The sequence below is a fragment of the Tamilnaduibacter salinus genome, from assembly GCF_003096655.1.
Classification (GTDB): domain Bacteria; phylum Pseudomonadota; class Gammaproteobacteria; order Pseudomonadales; family Oleiphilaceae; genus Tamilnaduibacter; species Tamilnaduibacter salinus.
Genome location: NZ_QEKQ01000004.1, coordinates 104,863 through 119,726, shown reverse-complemented (window position 1 = coordinate 119,726; position 14,864 = coordinate 104,863). Strand labels below are relative to the sequence as shown.

Sequence of the window (14,864 nt, the reverse complement as noted above, 5' to 3'; positions counted from 1 at the left end):
CTCATTGCGATAGGACATGTCCCGGGACAGAGTTTGAGACACAGGAGATACGAGTCATGCACACCCCGGCTTCTGACAACAACTGGTTGACGCTCCAGGAGGCTGCGAGTCTTGCCCAGCGGACCACCAAAACGCTTTACCGTTGGATGAACCGGGGCAAACTGACATACGAGGTCGACCGCAGCGGACGTCGGATGATAGCCCGGGGCGAATTGATGCGACGGCTGTCCCAGGACAATGTCCCAAGACCCGTCCCATCACATCGCGACCTTCATTGTCTCACCCGTGAAATCGAAGCGCTGCGCGCTCAACTGACGCGCCAGGAGTCGCTACTGATTGAAATGATTGAGCTGTATCGGCCCGAAACACCGGAAGGGTTGAGACGGAAACGCACTGCCCTCGGTCGCCACAATCAGGATGGATCAGCGCAGACAACGTAGGCCGAGACCAACGCAAACCGCAACGCGTCCCAGAAAAGATTCTGGCGTTGATAGAGAGCATTTGGGGGCTCGACCACGACCTGGCTTTTCCCTAACGCGCCCATCTTCAGATGCTCACCGACTTCCTCACATCGCACGTTTCGGGGCTCCGTCTCGAACGTCTCTGCCCAATGGGCTTTGAGCACGTGTTTGTTGTTCGTAGGACAATGCCGGACTCTAATTGTGCTTCTGCTTTTCAAGCCCAAGCGACGCAACAACGAATAAAACGAAATCTGATCCCTGACATGACGAGGCCGTATCCGAGGATCGCTACGCTGAACACTGTTGAGAACGCTGTTCATCGCCGACAGAGCCGCCTCAGGGGCTTCATCGTGCCATTCCACCAACGCGTTGAAATAACGTTGAGCGTGCTCACGTCCTGGCCTTGTTTTTGGAGGCGCAGGGAAGGTCTCCAGACACGGATTTCCTCTATTGAGATCTTTCTGATCCAGAGGGCGAAAAACGCGTTCGTCATCCCGAGCCACACGCGGCCGATTCAACACTGGCGGAGGTAGCTGTTCTTTCTTATCTTCGGAACGCGTTCGAGCGGTCCTCATCGCCATCACGCTAGCCGCATTCGAGTGCCACCGCTCCGCTTCAGCCCCGCTGATACCAAGAAGAGCCCCAGCAGCTCGCAGGCCTCGGGGCTCCGGGTTACTCGCCCCTGGCGGGCTCATTTGAGACCATAGCTCCAGCTGATACGGGTCCATAAAACCAACACGCGACGTTTGACTTTGACGATCTTTGGGGACTGTTTGTGACAGGCGGTCGTAATCACCCAATCGTAAAAGACGGCGTCTTCCCGAGGCCGGCCAGCTGCCAAGAGCCCTATCTGCCAACTCCCGCGCCGACGTATGCCTATCACGCAATCCCTGACGGTGACGCCATTTCTCCAGAGCCGCTGAGCTTTTTGATAACAGCGCGCTCTGGCAAGCCAAGGACAACATTGGGTTTTGCCGCTGCCTCAGGAACGAGTTCGTCAGCCACCCCAACAGATGTGAATAGCACTCAAGCGTGACCGCAGGCGAGGCATGACCGGACCACATGGCCAGTTGCCAGACGGATTGCCCGGTATCGGTCAGTCCGGCCGTCCGCCACAGTGGCTGATCCAGAGATGGCAACAGCGTTTCGCCCTCATCCCCACGACACCATTGATCGATCAGGTGTTCACCAGGTTTTGATTCCATCAGACGTAAGAACGTCAACGTCACAAACGAATGCCGCAGGTGATGGAATCGCAGTCGCCCGTCACCGGTGATGGTCTGTAGCAACCGAGTCAGAGGATCGAACAAGTGGGTGGTGGCCGCTGGCCAGTGCCCGCCGACGGCATCCGCAAACAACGGGCGCGAACCGGCAGCACCAGGAACCAGAGCTCGGCGATTCAGATAGAACGCGCGAAGCCGGGCCAACTCCTCGTCGGTCAACAACAGGTTGAGTGGCAACCGCCGGGTGCCCGATTCTGATTTGATACGAGCGTTTTTATTCGGGCGCACCAACAGCTCAACGTCGTTAACGTCAGGATCGTCCATCCCGGGAAAATCCCGAAACAGGCGACTGAGCGCCTCGCCACGTCTGAGGCCACACCGATAACCGAGAATCAGCAGGATCTCCTGATTGGCCGCGTTGCGGTCTGTCTCGGCCCTCGACTGTAGATGACGCCTAGCTCTGTGGTACTCGCGTGGGGTGATAATCCGGGCGTCGATCTGACGCTCCCCACTCGCGCCGGCCACATCAACCGGTGGCATTCCATAAACCTGTTCCAGAAACTGGTGAAAGGCCACCAGCCGCCCTGCCCGGTCTTTCGCCACGCCCTGGCCATTGGCGACAATCTCGTCATAGATCGCCTGCCAACTGTCCTCATCCAGTGACTCGGGGTCGGCGAGATCATCCGCGTAGTTCAGTAACGGCCGAATCCAGTTGAGATAGCGGATGACGGAAGCCGGTTGCAACCTCCCTTTAGCAACACCGCCCCACCGCAGCAAATGCAGCGCCCAAGCCCCCATCAACTGGAGAATCGGTGAAAGCGCTTCTTCTTCCAGAAAGGTTTCAACGCCGTTCTTGGCCTCTCGCACGGTTTCAGCCTGAATACTTTCTCGGAGTTCTCCGAAACGTTTCGACTGCTCAGGATATCGGTGACCCAGCTGGACCTTTCTCACTTCCTCGGCCCGCGAGAAACGACCGCCGGATACTCTCACGGGAGCGATCGCCTTGGTGGGCTTACAGTCTGTCAGTAGTCTGAGCCAATTATGCTCTATTAACGGAGTACCCAAATGCCTGCTCCGAGCGTAGTGAAAGAGCACATTCGGAAGCGTCACGGAGAGGTTAGCTGCGGACAGTGACAGACAATCCTCAGTACCCTTTTTCGAGAGATCAGCCTCCTTGCAAAGGTGCTTTGCAAACTGTTCCAGAAGCCGGCTAGCCGGACGATAGCGTGGCTGGTTTTCCTCTGTAGGCCACGAAACTCCCCATCGACGATACCAACGGCGCAGCAGCAATTGCGTCACGGGAGCCAGGAACTGGCGCCGACGGCGGTCCTCGGAGTCGGCATTGTCCAGCCCGGTTTCCGCTCCCAGATCGAGCCATACAACGGTATCGCTGAGGCCAGCTCCCTGACGAATGGCCTTAGGAACCAACGCCAACCAAAATTTGGAACACACGCCTGAGTGAAACACGATCGAGAACAGCAGCTGACCGGCATCCCGGACTAGGTCAGGAGCCGGAGAGTCAACCGTCTCCGCTTCCAGATCCCGCCAGAAAGCATCCTCCAGCGCGTCATACTGCTTGAGTCGTTCAAACGATTCCGGCGTGACATTGGAGGTCTCAGTTGACTGCAGAACCATTGGCGCGGGAACGGGGATGTCCCAGCCCAACTCGCCAATCCCGAGCGCTAACCCGGTAACCAGATAACGCTGGGCATCACGCAGAGCGTAGCCGGCACTCCCTGAGCAGACATTGGTTACGAGCCGGTCCGTTTCCTGCTGGCTCAGGGTGACGTCCAGCTCTCCTCGGTAGAGAGCTGGGTTGTGCTCGCACAACCGCTCCAGCGCTTGTTCCTGAGATTTGAGGCGATGGGTGCGGCGGTTCAACGCTCGCTGATCGTGACCGGACGGGGACTGGTTGCGACGTTTCGCAATGTCAGCCCGAAGCCGTTCAATTGGGGCTGTCCATCCCGTCCAAACATTCTCGTCGTAGCCACTCATAACAGACCCTCCACAACCTCCAACTGGAGGATCTCTGCGAGGCCATCGAGTGCCCTTTCGAGGGTCTGATGGAACTCCCAGGGATCGACGCCCGAGTGTCGGCCCCAGGGCTCCTGTCCCATCCCCCAATGCCCCATAAACCGATCAACGTGAGGCCCCGGTACCTGCTGTTCACGCAGTGCTCCCCGCAACCAGTGTCGGTTCAGGTTCAGTGGCAGCACATAGGCCCATTCCAGAAATTTTTGCATTGACTGGGGCCGGACCTGGACCTCGTTCAGTTGTTCATCGAGGTAGAAAAAAGCCGTGCCCTGGGATTGCCGACCGACGAGATTCAGGCGATTGCGCAGCCAATCGGCGTGGGCGTTGTAGGACAATAGTTGCTCTGCCAGAACGGTACAGACGGGGACGACGCGAGAATGGCTATATCCATCGCCCGTTTTGTCCGCGACCATGAGCCAACGACGACGGGCATTGAGCTCGTGAGTTTGCGCTAGGGGATCCTGAACAGCCCGATACCCGGTCAGCCAGAACATCATCATTAATGCGTAGTCGGTCAGCGAGTTATGGAATAGACGCAATCCATCCTCACTACCGAGCAGTCGGCGATCATATTCAACCTGTTTGCGTAGGGCCTGAAAGACGCTTCGAACGACGTCAGTCCGCAGCACCAGATCGGACCCGACCGTGCCATCCAGCAACATCCGTTGGCGCCCGGAGGTTTCCCAGCGTTCCTCAAACATCAGCCCTTCCCACCGCTCCGTGACCGTCTGATAGTGATCAACAAGTGTTTGCCGATAGCGATGGTGATAATACAGAGCCGCCGACGCCCCGAAGGGTGGTTGACGCCCCGTGATCAGGTTGGCCTCAATGAGATCGCCCGAAACGCGGTGTAATTCCTCCGTCAGTTGATAGGCCACTCGGGACAGGGTAAGGCGGGCATTGTGTCTGCGATTCACCTCGCGGAGAAACCCGCGTACGCGTTGCTCGATTCTGTCAGCATCGTTTTTTGGGAACAGAGCGGCTGATCGCTTCTGTACGCCTCTTGCTTTACCCGCAACATAGGAGCCAATCTCCTGCCAGAAAGAGTGAGGCACCGGCAACTGGATGCGGTCCTCGTGGTGTTCCAAAACACCTCTCCACTCACTCTTTATCTTCCGGCGATCTTCGGGCTCCAGAGGCCGAACAACCCATTCTGCTCGCTCCGCGATGAGGTAGATGGTGCCAGAACTGAGCACTTCCGGGATCTGTTTGGCCTTTCGGACCACGCGGGTCGCTAATATCTCCTCCAGCTCCCGGCCCGTTATCAGCATCAACCAGACCGCAGTCACCAGCCGGCTATCGGATTGGGCATCAAGTGATCGCAATGCCATCCCCAGCTGCCGCAGCTCCGCCTGATTGAGTGTGCTCCACCGCCCCGGCAAAACCTGAGCATTGCGACGTTGATAAACCTGTCTGTTTTTCAGCCGAATCGCGGCTTGGGCGGGACTGCCGCCCTGAGCAACCTTGATCGGTCGGCGAGTCTCACTCAGTCGTGGCCCGTGTTCCATTTCCTCGGGCGAATTGCCCTCCTGAAAGTGGCGGGACTTGCGCCTTTCAGCTATTGGCTCCCAAGTGATAAGAGTCGTATCCGACGAGGACTCGCCCTCGATTTCTGAACCAGCGTCACTGGGCGCTGTTTTGACGGGGCTAACTTCCAGCACCCCACCTACCTCCCCTGGGGTGCTGTCAGGTGAGCGGCGGTAAACCTTGCCGCCACCTAGGTAGTAGTTCACGAATCGCAACAATGAATGCAGATCTCGAACATCTCGTCCCCACGCATTTTTCTCTCGGGGATCGAAAATCTCCAATTTGCTATTTAACGCATCATGGAAAGAATGGAGCGACATTGAGATTGGCGGTATCAGCTGAAGTGCTCGGGTCGACGCCAGTCGCAACATGCGCCAGACCTCCTTTAGGCGGCTCTCGAGCACCGTCGTTTTCTCGAAGGGGTTCTCTTGTTGACGCAACTGTTCACGCCAATCATCGGCACACAGCATCACCACCGCTGCTAAAGCGAGGCGTTGGTTTTCTAAAACCTCTCGCCGCCCCAACTCCACAATCCCAGCGTGCTGAGGGGATTCCGTTATCAGCCCTCTGATACCGGAAGGCGGCTGATTGATAGTCACATAATGGATTAGCTGGTTTTCGCGGCAAATACTCAGGAGATGGTCTGCGTTGGGCAACCGATGGCCCTGGCGTTCGAACTCTGGAATAACCTGAATCAGAAATTTCTGAATCGCTCCGGCATCAAACCAATCGCCCCTCGGCATAACCAGTCGTGACAGCTGCTCTGAGATCGGCAGCTCCTCAATCCCCTCAAACATCGCCACCTCCCGCGAACAGCCCCAACGATTGCTGGGACGTTGGTGAGCGGGCAAACCGCCGATCTGCTGGACGCCGCCGCCGATTGAGACCGAGAGCGCGCTCCCGTCCTGAGCGACTGGTGAGCTCGGGAGCAATGGCATTGAGCTGTTCTGTCGAGAGCTGTTGGACCTGTTGTAGGACGGAATCATTCGCTGCAGACAGATCCAGCCCCCACCAGACAGTCGAGATAAACGTGGAGATCCTAAGGAGTTGTTCCCTCGACGTCTGATTTAATCGCTCTGATAGAACGAGTGCTGGGATTCGACTAGCCGCTGGCAATTGGCGCGCTATTTCCACCGTTCTCAGGTTCGCAATAACCAGGAAACGTTTTTCGTGCAGTTTCGGCTGCCACAACAATGGCGGATGCAGAATGGTGCCCACACGAATAGCGTCGGACGTGAGCACACCATCACTCTTCAGGGCAGGAACGGGAGCCGTCAGGGCCTCAATTGTTGACGGCGGTAAACCCTGAACAGGCTCGATCTGGTCCAGCCTGACGTGGAGGAACCGCCCCCCTTCAAAACTAATCAACTGCGATAAATCCATGATTCGAACTACTCCAAAATGACCTTTGCCTCAAATGCTGCCAGCGACACAACCGAGTGAACGCCTCTGTACACCCCGAATTAGATTTTTTAGGTCTTATATCGCTCACTGAAAGTCCTGATAGGAATAAACCAGCCACAGCAAGTAATTCCTTTTCCGGACATCCCAGAAATCATTCTGAAAAAGCAGGGAATATTTTTGGGTCGGGAAACTGTCTTTTTTTGGCAAGAATGCGTTTTTTGAAGGAGGCATCCGCGTAGGAGAGGAGCAGGTCACGCTTGCTCGTTCGGCTAGGATCAGAAACACTTTTCTTATCGTGCAGCCGAACGTAGGGACGCAGGTATGAACCTATTGGCAAGCTTTTTGGGAATGGCGTTGTTTCTGGTTTCAGTCCTGACGATCAGTGCGGTCGCGTACCGTTATGCTGACCAGCTCGAATCGTGGGCAAACCGGTGGTGTGGAAGAAGGTCATCCGAGGAGTGAGACGAGTTATTTGTAGACGTCATTTTTTATCAGGGCATCTTCCAACATCTCGCCCGGTATCGCTGGCTCCGAGTCGGAGCCATCATCCGCCATACCCGAAACGATAAATCGCCGAATCAGTTGTTCAGGCGTAAGCCCCAGCTCTGCCGCTTTTTTCTTCAACCGCTCGGGCAACGTCTGTCGTTCGTCCAAATGGATCTGATAAGTGGGCATCGGAGCTCTCTACATCGTTTCATCAGCTGAAATCGCCATGGCGAATCTTAACGAGCACCTCACGCACCCGTTCTCGCCCCGAAGCGGACGCCATCATTTCGATTGGCGTCTTGTTATTTAAAGCCACCAGTCGCGTCCCCAACCACTGGTCCGCTCTATCGGTGGCGCCATAAACGTCAATCGCCAGCCTAATAATCTCATCGCGCGATGGGCTGGATGCTTCGCTCATCATCTCGGGGCCTACTCTTGCTATGTATACTCCGAAGAGTAGCTCACTACTGCTCTTACGACCTCTGCCGCAAGTGGTCGAAGGAGCCTTCGGCCAGTTTGCCGATAAAACGGGAACAGGCCAAACTGAAGCAGAGTTCGACGGAGGATGATGTGCAAATGGAGTTTATCCTGACCACCATTGCCATATTGGCCTCGGGCGTCGTACTCGGGCTTAGCATCGATGTGTATCGCTGTCGTCGCTCAAGGAACGACACGGCTTCGATGACGAGCCAAAGCCATTCGATAAACCGGACATCGACGAACCATTTGGCAAGTCACGACAAAAAGGGCGAATCCGTCGAAGGGGATCACCCTCTCGAACGACTGCGAGGCTCCGTAAAGAAATTCGACCGTCCAACGGACCCCGTTTGGCCCAGTGACGACGACAGCCAATCCTCCTGAGGCGCTCAAAAGACCGCCCGCCGACATTAAGCTCCTGTTTATTCAATAGTTCTCGGAATTAGCAGATCTCGTGCTAAGACCTGCTAAAAACGGGCATGGACCCATTTCTTTTCACGTGACTTTTGGCTGCACCCCTTTTCAACAGTCACCAACGATAACGACAACCCTAGCCATCCACCTCACTGATTTTATTAATCTTTTCCGAATTAGCAGAGGCTGTGCTAAAAGCTGCTAATTACCATCGGTCGCTGCTGTGCCCCCGAAACCTCCCCTTTGTCTCGACAACTCTGGCCTACCCTAATCTTTTCAGAGCATTGTTGCTGATAGATACTGACCCGACCGTGCCATATTTGGCATATTTTCGGGCCGGCGCATGGTTAGACTGAAGAGGCTCAGCTTTATGGCACGTCAAGCAATCAACGCAGCGATTCTCGGTCACCGATTGAAGGCCTTACGTCAGGCCACATATCCGAGCCGGCAAGCCTTTTCGAATGAATCCGGGATCCCTATGCGCACTTTGGCGCGGATTGAATCCGGCGATGACGGTGTCAGCCTGGGTCGGTATCTGAAAGCGGCCAAGGCCTTGGAAGCCAATTGGCTTCTGGATATCTTTCCCTCGCATACCGAAGCGACCTTCTCACCCCCGGAGCATTATCTAACCGGAGCGTCAGCGCTCTGTCTGACCGGAAAAAACGGGCACCCGGCGCTTTGGTATTCATCATCCTTGAGTAATCTGAACGATTGGCAAATTGCCGGACGTGATCTGTCCTCTACAAACCATCTACTTGGGGCCCTGGGGATTTTTGATGGCTCTCACATGCTTAGGTTTGCTGGCATCGACGTACCAACCGTTTGGGTAGCCAACCATGAACGTGCCCTGTTTGATTACCTACATCACTTTTTGGAAATCAAACGAACGCAAGTCCCGAACATACAGCTCAGCGATATTGATGATGTTGTAGACGTTCGCCAAACAGCCGACTGGGTTGAGCTTTGCTCAGGTTTCCTCTCGCCCGAGGGACGGTCAGCAATGCGGGGATGGCTCGGCCAGTCGTGTGGTTAGCCTCTATGGAGAGATCAACAACTGCGGTGGGCCGGTCAGCCTCATGTGAGGCCTTAATAGATTGGTTTCCAAAGAGGGTCCTGAGCCCCGAAGATAGCTATTATTGTGGCGCGACCGTTCAGATTGTCATTTTCGGGGCTTTGGCTGATCTCGTTGCCCCATGAAATCATCGGTGCAACCCGGCTCCTCGTCAAAATACTCGTCCCAAGTATGGCTCTGCGAAAGCTTATTGTTTTTGACCGAATCTGACGATGGGAATTGGAGGTCGAGCTCCTCTGGGAGCAAATCAGCCAATTCGTCGGAATGGGCCCCTGTGGCGTCGAGGCCGTTGAGCAGTTCAGTTTCCGTTGGTCTTTTTGTTTTCATTCCACCTCCTTCAAGCTGCCCAGTTCCTGTTCGAGAAAATGAACTTGGCATACCCGCCCTGTGGGCTCACCAGCAAACAGCGAAGCCTGAGACACTAATAGTTTAGCCGACCGCTCCTATCGTAAACTACCGGCTATTCCAGCAGGTAGACCTGAACTGCCCCCAACTTGAATCTAGTTTCCTATCGCTTAGCTTCGCGGCGATTTTGGGGACAGGTCACTACGGTTCAGATTGTCATTTTCGGGGCTTTGGCTGATCTCGTTGCCCCATGAAATCATCGGTGCAACCCGGCTCCTCGTCAAAATACTCGTCCCAGGTATGGCTCCGCGATAGCCTATTCTTTTCCTTGGCCGAATCTGACGACGGGAATTGGAGGTCGAGCTCCTCTGGGAGCATATCAGCCAGTTCGTCGGAATGGGTCCCTTCGGCGTCGAGACCTTTCAGTAGCTCAGTTTCCGTAGGTCTTTTAGTTTTCATTCCACCTCCTTCATCCCACGTAACGCTGCCCAACCTCCGTTACTGTTCAAGAAAATGAGGCTGACATCCCCTACCCAGGCACTCGAGTCATTCGATTCGCTGGATCCGTGTAACATTTTGAAAAATAGACTTTTCAATCAAGTTAACCTGATTTAATTTTGGGGCCATTGTGACAGCAGTGCGTTAGACCTCCGCCATAGCTTAACCAAAACCAATCTTTTTGCTCAGGGCCGAGCACTCTCCGGACCTAGCCCAGACAGTTTTCAGGCCGATTAGAAACTCTTGAATCCAGTGGGAGATATACATGGAACGCTATTTCGGACGCTCAAATTTAGCATCCATCCTAACCGCGTTAGCCAGCATCACGCTTAGCGCCTGTGGCGGTGACGATAGTGGTGACGGATCAAGCAATAGCATTGGCGGCGAATCGAACCACACCGTACAAACCCTCGTGCCCATGCAACTCGACGAAACCGCTTCAGCAAGTTATTCCCTCAACCGGATGAAAGCCTCCGGTCAAGCCGCAGATGTGGCCGCCTCTGGCAACAACCTCGATGCATCACTGGCGGACTCAACTGTGAACCTGCGTGCCAGAGCAGTGGACCGACCGTCGAGTGCCACTGTGACCATTCACAACAGTCAGGGACAGGCGCTGGCAAGATTTGAAGTGGCGATCAACAACACCTCGGCGCAAGCGATGATCACGGAAGCCGAGACGTTCACGAACAAGCGTGATCGACTCCTGACGCTCGCTGAGGGCAAAGCCTACTACGACTTCACCACGGCAAAAGCGTACATGGACGCCACTATCACTGCCAGCGAGTACCAACAGTTACGCGATTCGTGGGACATCAGCCAGCAGCCCAGCTACTCGACACTGGACAGCGCCTTAACAACGCTGGCGAATACGCTGGCTGACTATCAGAACGCAGGAGTTCCCGATTCAAACGTTGAACACGCGCTTGAAACCGCAAGAACGGCACTAGCAAACCATGACCGTTATGCAGACACCGAATTTCAGGCTGCCAACTCGGTTATTGGCCAGACACCACAGCAATCCATGGGTGATGTCAGCTATCACGAACCAAGTGAGAGCCTGTCCCGTTTCGTGGGAAATCCCTCGCTAGGCAAACAGACAAACAATGGCTGGGTGTTTGATCAGGGACAGGAACAGTTTGAAATGCTCGCGGGTATGCGCAGCGAAGCACAGTGCTATGTAGGAGAGGCGAAATGAAACAGTTAATGGCAGCAGCACTGATCGCAACAATGGCGACAAACACTCTGGCCGATGAGTCGGTAAAGCTCAGGCTGACCTTGGCACCAGGGGCTGAAAGCGTGGGCGATCAAGTTGATTATGCGACCACGGTTCAATTTTGGGGAAGCTCCGAGATCGTATCTGTGGATGCAGAAGGGGTTGATGCTGCGATCAAGTTGCTTGAGCGCCGCGAAGACGTAGAGAACGCAGAGCGGACCCGGGAAATGTCTTTCCCAGACCCTCAACCGCGCTTTGAACCAATGTCCACCCAGACAACCGCAAGCGACCTAGAGGGCGACTACAACGACCCGCTCTATGACGACCAGTATTTCTGGGCCTCGTTCGACGCCAATCACAAGGGCGCATCATCGGTGGCGAAAGCCGTGGCAAATGCTCAGCCTTATGACCCAATGGTGATCGCTGTCATCGACAGCGGATTCCACGATATCGACAGCTTCGATTGGAAGGGTGGCTATAACTTCCTGGATGACAGCAATGACACTGGGGGGCTGCCGATCGGCCCGGAGTTCATTACCTCCGAATCGGATGGCTGCGATGCGCAGCATGGCCAGCAAGTCGCGTCTGTCCTGGGTGGTGCTCAGAATGATGGTGCGGGCAATACCGGTGTGCTCGCTGACGCTCGGTTTTACGGCGTCCGGGCACTTGATTGTATCGGCTCTGGAACGACCTTCGAAGTCGAGCAAAGCATCCGCTGGGCCATTGGCCAGAACCTCACGCATCCGGATACAGGTGATGCGATTCCGCCGATTCCTGAAATTCCGGATCTGATCAATATCTCAATCTCAGCGCCTTTTGTGTCTGAGTGCCCGTCAGGTCTGCAGGATGCAATCAATGATGCCAATGCCAAAGGCGTGGTGATCACCGTCGGTTCTGGTAATAACAGTGGCGTGCCTGCGAGCGACACAGCGTTGGCAAACTGCAATGGCGTTCTGGCGGTCGGAGCAACCATCGAAGATGGCTCTCCCGCGAATTTCACAACCCGTGGTCCGGAGCTGGCCTTTAGTGCTGCGGGCGTGAATGTCCCGGTCTTTTCCGAGCGGGGTTCGACCTATATCGACGGCACATCCTTCTCGTCACCACTGAGTGCGGCAATCATCGGAAATCTGTGGCAGGACATTCCTGCACTGACCAGCTCAGAGCTCAAGTCGCTGGCGGTTTCGGCGGTTAACGTGCCGGATACGTTTGACCCGGAGCTGGGCGCCGGCATTCTGGATGCTGCGAAGCTTCAGAAAGAGGCGGTTGATCTTCTGGATCCGCCCGACTTTGAGCTGCGCCATCCACTCCAAGGCAACTGTGGTGCCAAGAAAATGCTTGGTTTCCTCGATCCCGAAGGGAATGAATACACCACCATGCGGGAGGTCAAGATCAACGCAGACCTCAATGGCGACTACGCGGTGATCTTTGAGACGGATGAAAGCATGTCTCTATCCAGTGCCGCGACCAAGGTTGTTAAGGCATCTCAGCAGACGCGCGTGCCGATTAGAAACTGGAACCCAGCCAAGGAATACGGCATCCAGAAGTGCACCGAGACCGATGGCACCGGTTGCGACTCTGACGCGCTCATCCCGCTGGACATGGAAGGGGTAGAGCTGACTTGTCCAATCGGCTGAGCCCCTGCCATGGAGCATTTGCTCCTGCTGTTGCGCCAGCCTGCTTGCTTTTCCTAGCACATAGGTGCTCGAAGTTCAGGATTTCTGATCTTGACTAACACACAAGGATCTCGCGGCTCACCATTTACAAGCTCTTACAGAGCAGCGCTTGCAACCTATTTGCTGCCTATTATTTTAGTCACTCGGTTACTTCAAATTCTCAGGGAGGCATCTTCTAATGAAACCGATTACAACACTGACCGCTCTCGCGCTCGCAACGTTTCTCACCGGCTGTGCGACATTCCAGTCCGGCCAAGAATTTGATTCTTCAAAGGTCGACCAAATCGAAACCGGTGAAACGACCCAAGCGCAGATCGAGCAGTGGTTCGGAACACCGCAAGGAACGGGAGTCCATTCGGTCGACGGCGAATTATTAGAGCAGTACACGTACTTGTACAGCGAGAGCCAGGTCAAAGCGGAAAGCTACATCCCATTTATCGGCATCTTCCTTGGCGGCTCCGAAGGCGAAACCAAAACGCTGACGATTCACTTCGATGATGAGGACAAAGTGTTCGAGCACCACATGTCAACATCGAGACACGACAGCAGCGTGATGTAACGGCAAAACAGATGTCATCGTAGTGATTCAGATAAAATCTGGATCACTACGATTCACCCGCTATGGGCGAGATGACGCCACACCACAACTTCACTCCAGTCTTTACGGCTTCGCCATTGTGCGGGCTGCAATAAACCATCAAGAGACACGTTCGATCTGTTTCCGTCTTTGCAGCTCTACGTTAACCTCGTTGTGCGCACAAACGGACAGAAAAGTAGAGCGGGATCAGCCTGCAACCACTCCATTGGAGCCTTAGCAGCCTCAACGTTCCCGATATGCGTTCGCTGTTCCGAATTTCCAGTTCGGATCGACAAAGTTCGGCCCCTCCGGAGTCTGGATGATCCAATCCCGGAATTTTGGGTCCTCGAACTCGTAGGTGCCATGGGCTATTACTGAGAGGTGCTCGACGCACAACCGGTTCAAAACGTTCCGGATCGTGTGAACCTCAACCGTTTCCAACCCAAGACGATCAGCCAAATAACTCCTGCAAGCATCCTCATTCAGGCCGGCATGCCCCCAAGCGATCCAGACCAGCAATGCTTAATCCAAACCCTTAAGGCGCTTCCAAACTTTCTCGTAATCTCCACGCTCCAATTGGCCTTCAGAGAGAACGGCAGCTTCATTCACGATGTCATCCGCACCCGACAGGATCATTTTTTCGATGACCAAGCGCAGCTCCTTCGGAACACGGTTGAGTAAATCAAAAGCTTTGTTTCCTTCCCTATGACTGAAGTCGCGCCCGGAGGCCTGCTGAAAACTCGATCGCATGTGCTCAATGAAGCCAGATCCCAGCGTCGGCAGTTCAATCTGGGACGAGCTTTGGAACAGGGCCGCCTTGCGCCGGCAAAACAGGTTCCGTAAACCATCACGGCTCGCCCCCGCGTAAATGGTACGTACCTTGTCACGGTTTTCATCGAGAATGGTCCTCAGGAAGAAGACCAAATTCTCAAACGCCCTGCTGCTTGCAAGATGCTGAACCTCATCAATGCACAACAGGATTCGATCATTATTCTGGATCAGCTCGAGAAAGTGAGCTCTCAGTTCGACCAGCATTGTCGAGTCAGGAGCGATAGCCGGTGATTCTGTGGCCAGAACCGCCGACTCCACTTCGTCCAACGAAGCAGCTTTAACAACGCGTTGCCGTCTGCGCCACCAGTTCCTGTCTGATAGAGCGGTCCGAAGCGCCGCCAACAGCACAGAAGCGGGATCATCCCGTTTATCCCTGAAATTGACATAAACCGGCACATAACCCCGCTTGCCAGCTTCAGGAATAAGGTCATATCGAACGAACTCGGTTTTCCCCATACCTCTTGGCGCGAACAGAGTTAAAGCTTCCACCACTCTCTGATCAAAGGCACTCATTAAGCGTTCAGTGAGATCAGTGCGGGGGTAATGCCAGTCAATTGCCATGTTTTCGTATTCGCATCCTCGATCGCTAATTAGTATCTGGCGTTACTAAACGATACTAAAGATCATGA

The 14,864-nt window shown here is 54.8% G+C and carries 12 protein-coding genes; 5 read left to right on the top strand and 7 right to left on the bottom strand.

The window, feature by feature from the left end:
• Nucleotides 1–56 precede the first annotated feature (56 nt).
• Nucleotides 57–440, top strand: coding sequence for a helix-turn-helix domain-containing protein (locus C8D92_RS07370; protein ID WP_116918932.1), 384 nt, complete (start codon nucleotides 57–59; stop codon nucleotides 438–440).
• Here the strand turns inward: C8D92_RS07370 and C8D92_RS07365 are convergent.
• The 5 genes from C8D92_RS07365 to C8D92_RS07345 form a co-directional block, all read right to left on the bottom strand.
• Nucleotides 413–3,679 (bottom strand): site-specific integrase, encoded by a 3,267-nt coding sequence (locus tag C8D92_RS07365; protein WP_116918931.1) that lies wholly within the window; start codon nucleotides 3,677–3,679, stop codon nucleotides 413–415. The two genes, C8D92_RS07370 and C8D92_RS07365, sit on opposite strands and share 28 nt — an antisense overlap.
• Nucleotides 3,676–6,042, bottom strand: coding sequence for a hypothetical protein (locus C8D92_RS07360; RefSeq protein ID WP_116918930.1), 2,367 nt, complete (start codon nucleotides 6,040–6,042; stop codon nucleotides 3,676–3,678). Before C8D92_RS07360 ends, C8D92_RS07365 begins: the two co-directional genes overlap by 4 nt.
• Nucleotides 6,035–6,628, bottom strand: coding sequence for a hypothetical protein (locus tag C8D92_RS07355; protein WP_116918929.1), 594 nt, complete (start codon nucleotides 6,626–6,628; stop codon nucleotides 6,035–6,037). Before C8D92_RS07355 ends, C8D92_RS07360 begins: the two co-directional genes overlap by 8 nt.
• 489 nt (nucleotides 6,629–7,117) lie before the next feature.
• On the bottom strand, nucleotides 7,118–7,324 hold the full coding sequence (locus C8D92_RS07350) for a hypothetical protein (RefSeq protein WP_116918928.1): 207 nt from the start codon (nucleotides 7,322–7,324) through the stop codon (nucleotides 7,118–7,120).
• 22 nt (nucleotides 7,325–7,346) lie between these two features.
• Nucleotides 7,347–7,556, bottom strand: a complete 210-nt coding sequence (locus tag C8D92_RS07345; RefSeq protein ID WP_116918927.1) for an MbcA/ParS/Xre antitoxin family protein — start codon at nucleotides 7,554–7,556, stop codon at nucleotides 7,347–7,349.
• 840 nt (nucleotides 7,557–8,396) lie between these two features.
• Here C8D92_RS07345 and C8D92_RS07335 point away from each other — a divergent pair.
• Entirely contained in the window at nucleotides 8,397–9,059 is a 663-nt protein-coding gene (locus C8D92_RS07335; RefSeq protein ID WP_133243117.1) for a helix-turn-helix domain-containing protein, read from the top strand.
• 126 nt (nucleotides 9,060–9,185) lie between these two features.
• On the opposite strand, the gene C8D92_RS07330 is transcribed toward C8D92_RS07335, so the two are convergent.
• The gene (locus C8D92_RS07330; RefSeq protein WP_116918925.1) at nucleotides 9,186–9,425 is read right to left on the bottom strand and encodes an AbrB/MazE/SpoVT family DNA-binding domain-containing protein; all 240 of its coding nucleotides are present in this window, start codon (nucleotides 9,423–9,425) and stop codon (nucleotides 9,186–9,188) included.
• 781 nt (nucleotides 9,426–10,206) lie between these two features.
• Between C8D92_RS07330 and C8D92_RS07320 the strand changes: the two genes are divergently transcribed.
• From C8D92_RS07320 to bamE, 3 genes are all read left to right on the top strand, one after another.
• Nucleotides 10,207–11,136 carry a hypothetical protein gene (locus C8D92_RS07320; protein ID WP_133243116.1) on the top strand — a complete coding sequence of 310 codons (930 nt, stop codon included), beginning with the start codon at nucleotides 10,207–10,209 and terminating at the stop codon, nucleotides 11,134–11,136.
• Nucleotides 11,133–12,788, top strand: a complete 1,656-nt coding sequence (locus C8D92_RS07315) for a S8 family peptidase (protein WP_116918922.1) — start codon at nucleotides 11,133–11,135, stop codon at nucleotides 12,786–12,788. The genes C8D92_RS07320 and C8D92_RS07315 overlap by 4 nt, the downstream gene beginning before the upstream one ends.
• Before the next feature lie 217 nt (nucleotides 12,789–13,005).
• A complete protein-coding gene (bamE, locus tag C8D92_RS07310) occupies nucleotides 13,006–13,386 on the top strand; it encodes an outer membrane protein assembly factor BamE domain-containing protein (RefSeq protein ID WP_116918921.1) in 381 nt (126 codons plus the stop codon).
• A gap of 540 nt (nucleotides 13,387–13,926) precedes the next feature.
• Here the strand turns inward: bamE and C8D92_RS07300 are convergent.
• Nucleotides 13,927–14,796: an AAA family ATPase gene (locus C8D92_RS07300; RefSeq protein ID WP_116918919.1), complete on the bottom strand. Its 870-nt coding sequence runs from the start codon at nucleotides 14,794–14,796 to the stop codon at nucleotides 13,927–13,929.
• Nucleotides 14,797–14,864: the final 68 nt, after the last annotated feature.